The sequence below is a fragment of the Arthrobacter pascens genome (assembly GCF_017052465.1).
Taxonomy (GTDB): Bacteria; Actinomycetota; Actinomycetes; order Actinomycetales; family Micrococcaceae; genus Arthrobacter; species Arthrobacter pascens.
Genome location: NZ_JAFHKT010000066.1, coordinates 1 through 4,596, shown reverse-complemented (window position 1 = coordinate 4,596; position 4,596 = coordinate 1). Strand labels below are relative to the sequence as shown.

Sequence of the window (4,596 nt, the reverse complement as noted above, 5' to 3'; positions counted from 1 at the left end):
GGGTCCTGCGACGAAGACGGTGAGGGCCAGGATGACGGCCAGCACCATGTTGATGTTGGAGAGCCACTGGATGCCGCGGCTGATGCCGGAAACGGCGGAGGCGACGAAGCAGGTTGTCAGGATGGCGACGATCCCCACGAGCACAGGAGTGCCGATTTCCCCTACCCAGCCGTTGGAGGTCATGCCGCTGCCGATCTGCAGGGCACCCAGGCCCAGGGATGCGGCGGTGCCGAAGAGCGTGGCGAAGATGGCCAGGATGTTGATGAACTTTCCTAGTGGTCCCTCCACCATCCTGATGCCGAAGAGCGAGGTGAAGGCGGCTGAGATCAGCTGCTTACGGCCGAGGCGGTAGGTGCCGTAGGCCATGGCGATGCCCACCACGGCGTACATTGCCCAGGGGTGCAGGGTCCAGTGGAAGATGGACGTTGCCATGGCGGTCTGGATGGCTTCGGGGGTGCGGCCGTCCACTGTTCCGGGCGGGGGTGAGACGTAGTGGTAGAGCGGCTCGGCCACGCCGTAGAACATGAGCCCGATGCCCATGCCGGCGGCAAACATCATGGCCACCCAGGACACGGTGCGGAATTCGGGTTTTTCGCCGTCCTTGCCCAGCGGGATGTTGCCGAACTTGCCAAGGGCAAGCCACAGGATAAAGACCACGAAGAGTGAGGCCAGGCCCATGAACAGCCAGCCTGTGTACTGCATGACCCAGTCGAGGACGCTTTGCGAGGTTGTTGCCAGGCTGTCCCGTCCGAAGAAGCCCCAGATCACGAAGGCGATGGCGAATGCCCCCGTGATGCCGAAGGTCACTTTGTCGAGGGTGAGCTTGCGGTTCCGGCGTTCGGTCACGGCCTGCTCGGTCTTGGTCAGGCGGAGTTCCTGCAGGATCTGTTCGTAGTCTTCTTCGAGCTCAGCCAGGGGGACTGTCAGAGGATCTGGCGACGCCGCGTCCAGGTCGGTCCCGTCCATGGCACTTTCGTCGACGCCTTGGGGCTTGGGAGAATTGGGGTCCTTGGCGGCGCTGGCGCTGCTGTCCAGGTTGGGTTCGCTACTCAGGTCGTCACTGCTATATCGGGTATCGCTTTTGGGGGCCATGAGGAATTCCTTTGCTCGGATTCATGGGCTTGCTAGATGTGGCCATCCACTGTCAGGCCAGGGGGGAGGTTGGGGACCTCGTTGGATTCGGTGATCATGATGTCGCCATCGATCACTGTCACTTCGTGAGTACGGACCGGGAGCTTGGCCGGCGGGGCGTCCACGCCTCCCGTGCGCAGGTTAAAGCGGGATGCGTGGAGCGGGCATTCGACCCAGCAGTCCTCAACCCAGCCGTCGGCCAGGGAGGCGTCCTGGTGTGTGCAGGTGTCGTCAATGGCAAAGAGCTCGCCCTCCTCGGTGTGGAAGACGGCGATGGGAGGAGACGTGTTCAGCCGCAGCGCTTCCCCTGGTGCCAGTTCACTGAGCGGGCATGCCTTGTGCATGGAGGGACCTCTTCTTTTAGGCGGAGCGTTGGAGTTCAATTGCCACCGACGCTGTTCCGTAATCAACAACAGCAATCGCTATAAGCAACAGAGTGCGGTAGCTCACAGCGGGTTGTCAAGGGTTTTTTGCTCTATTGCGGGTCGCCCGGCTCTCATGAAGGGCAACCCTTGACACTTGCCGTGGCATGGATCACTCTGTTGCATATAGCGATTGTTGTTGCGTAAGAAGCAATTGAAGGAGGCTGTGGTGTCGATGGAGACGCTTGCAATTGTGGGGGCCTCGCTGGCTGGGCTCTCTGCCGCCAGGGCCGCCCGCGCCCAAGGCTTCACCGGGCGCCTTGTGGTGATCGGCGATGAGCCGCACCGGCCCTATGACAGGCCGCCGCTGTCCAAAGATTTCCTGCTCGGTGCAATCACCGCAGAGGACCTGTACCTGGAATCCGAGGCCGACGAGCTGCAGGCAGAGTGGCTGCTTGGAGGGGGAGCTGTTTCCCTCGACGCCGAGTCCCGCAGTATCCGGCTGAAGGATGGCCAGGTCATTCAGGCGGACGGCATCGTCATAGCCACGGGCGCCCGGGCGCGCCAGCTGCCCACTCTTGCGGGACTGAGCAACGTGTTCTCGCTGCGGACGCTTGCTGACGCCCAGGCTCTTGCCCCTGAACTGCTGCCCGGAAGCAGGATGGCCGTCGTCGGTGCCGGGTTCGTCGGTGCGGAGGTCGCCTCTGCCGCTGTGTCCCGTGGCATGGACGTCACCATGATCGACACCAAGCCCGTGCCCTTCGCCGGCCAGCTGGGGGCAGAGATGGGAGCAGTGGTGGCCGGCTTGCATGCAGCGAACGGCGTGGAGCTGATCTCGTCCGCCACCATAGAGGACTTCTACAGCTGCGAAGGGAACGTCTCCGGGCTGCGCCTCTCCGGGGGAAGGTACGTGGCCGCTGATGTCGTCGTTATCGGGATTGGCGCTGAGCCGAACACCGAGTGGCTGTCCGGTTCCGGGCTCGAGCTGAACCCGGGCATCGTCTGTGATGCCATGGGACGCACCAACATCCCGGGGATCGTCGCTGTGGGAGACTGCGCCGCGTGGTTCGACCCTGAGGCCGGAATCCACCGCCGGGTCGAGCACTGGACCGGCGCCTTGGAGCGCGCGGCGCTGGCTGTCCGGGCGTTGCTGGACGCCGACGCCCCTGAGCAGCCTTCCAAGCCCGCCTACTTCTGGTCTGACCAGCACGGCGTCAAGATCCAGTTCGCGGGGCACTCCGCCGGCTACGACCGCCTTGAGGTCGAGGCCGGGGACCCCCTCGCCCACAGCTTCCTCGCCGTGTACTACCGCGGAGACGCGCCGGTGGCGGTCCTGGGAATGAACCAGCCCAGGCTCTTCACCAAATGGCGGCGGAGCCTGGCTACGTCGCCTCGGGCGGAGGCAGCCGCACTCGTGGGGGCCTCCGCCATGTCCTGAAACAACCCGTCCTGAAACAACCCGTCCTGAAAATAAACAGGCCCAAACCTTCCGTCCGGCACCAAAGTTTTGACCGAGTTTCTTGTTTTTGTAAGGAGTAAAAATTGTCTGTTGAGGTAAGCACCCCGAGCCTGATCCCGACCCTGGGCGGTCATTTGTACACGGATCCGGCCATTTTCCGGGCTGAGCAGGAGCGCATTTTCGAGCAGATGTGGTTCTGCGCGATCCGGTCCGCGGACCTGGACAAGCCCGGGGCGTGGCAGACGGTCCAGGTGGGCCGCGAGAGCGTGCTGATCTCGCGGACCCGCAAGGGTGAGATCCGTGCCTTCTACAACGTGTGCCGGCACCGTGGCGTGAAGCTGTGCATGGAGGAAAAGGGCGAAGCGGCCCGCAACTTCCAGTGCCCGTACCACGCCTGGACCTATGACTTCGAGGGCAAGCTCATCGCCGCGCCGAACCTGACGAAGATGCCTGACATTGACCGGGACGAGTACGGCCTGTCCAAGGTCCACATCCGCGAGTACCTGGGTTATGTGTGGGTGTGCCTGGCCGAGGAGCCGCCGTCCTTCGAGGAGGACGTCATGGGCGCGATCGAGGAACGCCTGGGCAACGTGCACGCCATTGACGGGTACGACGTGGCGAACCTGTCCGTGGGCCGGCGAATCCGCTATGACGTGAAGGCGAACTGGAAGCTCATCATTGAGAACTTCATGGAGTGCTACCACTGCGCCACGATCCACCCGGAGCTGACCGAGGTGCTGCCGGAGTTCGCTGACGGGCTGGCCGCGCAGTACTTCGTGGGCCACGGCGCGGAGTTCGGTGAGGACATCAAGGGCTTCACCGTGGACGGCTCCGAGGGCCTGGACGTCATCCCGGGTGTGGCCGAGGACCAGGACCGGCGCTACTACGCGATCACCATCAAGCCGACCGTGTTCGTGAACCTGGTTCCGGACCACGTGATCATCCACCGCATGTTCCCGATGTCCGCAGACCACACGATCGTCGAATGCGACTGGCTGTACCTGCCCTCCGTGGTGGAGTCCGGCAAGGACGTCAGCGCCTCCGTTGAGCTGTTCCACCGCGTGAACATGCAGGACTTCGACGCCTGCGAGCGGTGCCAGCCGGGCATGGCCTCCAAGTCATACGCCAAGGGCGGCGTGCTTGTGCCCAGCGAACACCACATCGGCGCTTTCCACGACTGGGTCCAGGAAACGGTCGGCGACGTGCCGCTTTCCGGAGAAGCCCTGCTGGGCCTCACCGCCAGCACACCGCCGCTGGAGGAACGCGCCGAAACCCTGCAGCGCAAAGAGACCGCAACCCCGGTCTCCTAAATCCCCGCTCCAGTAGCGCCACAACCAATCGATGACCCCGGGCCCCGGCCCGGGGTCATCGCTGCGTGTAGCCCATCTCTGTACTGATCCTGTACCGGGCATCCAGGATGCAGAAACCAAAAGAACCCCGCCGCGGCAGTGTGAGTGCCGTGGCGGGGTTCTTTTGGTGGGGCGCTGTTAGCCGATCTTGTTAGCGGCTTCGGCGTCGGAGGTGCTTTCTCCTGCGCCGAGGTTGGCGCGGAGTTTGGCGCCGAGGTCGGCGTCGACGTTGGTCCAGTACTGGATGGCGCGTTCCTTGATGCCGGGGCTCTTCACGCCGCCCACGGCGCCGGTG

The 4,596-nt window shown here is 63.8% G+C and carries 5 protein-coding genes; 2 read left to right on the top strand and 3 right to left on the bottom strand.

Annotated features, from left to right (window positions below; translation table 11 throughout):
* Both JYA52_RS00370 and JYA52_RS00365 read right to left on the bottom strand, forming a co-directional pair.
* Positions 1–1,092 (bottom strand): BCCT family transporter (locus tag JYA52_RS00370; RefSeq protein ID WP_205651182.1); only part of this gene is annotated, 1,092 nt, incomplete at its 3' end.
* 32 nt (positions 1,093–1,124) lie between these two features.
* Positions 1,125–1,475 (bottom strand): bifunctional 3-phenylpropionate/cinnamic acid dioxygenase ferredoxin subunit, encoded by a 351-nt coding sequence (locus JYA52_RS00365; protein ID WP_205651181.1) that lies wholly within the window; start codon positions 1,473–1,475, stop codon positions 1,125–1,127.
* Positions 1,476–1,728: 253 nt separating this feature from the next.
* Here JYA52_RS00365 and JYA52_RS00360 point away from each other — a divergent pair, with 253 nt between their 5' ends.
* Together JYA52_RS00360 and JYA52_RS00355 are read left to right on the top strand one after the other, a co-directional pair.
* Entirely contained in the window at positions 1,729–2,931 is a 1,203-nt protein-coding gene (locus JYA52_RS00360) for an NAD(P)/FAD-dependent oxidoreductase (protein WP_205651180.1), read from the top strand.
* 104 nt (positions 2,932–3,035) lie between these two features.
* Complete coding sequence (locus JYA52_RS00355; RefSeq protein ID WP_205651179.1) at positions 3,036–4,262, top strand: aromatic ring-hydroxylating oxygenase subunit alpha; 1,227 nt, start codon at positions 3,036–3,038, stop codon at positions 4,260–4,262.
* Positions 4,263–4,439: 177 nt separating this feature from the next.
* On the opposite strand, the gene JYA52_RS00350 is transcribed toward JYA52_RS00355, so the two are convergent.
* The coding region (locus JYA52_RS00350) for a catalase-related domain-containing protein (RefSeq protein ID WP_276208510.1) at positions 4,440–4,596 on the bottom strand (157 nt) is incomplete at its 5' end.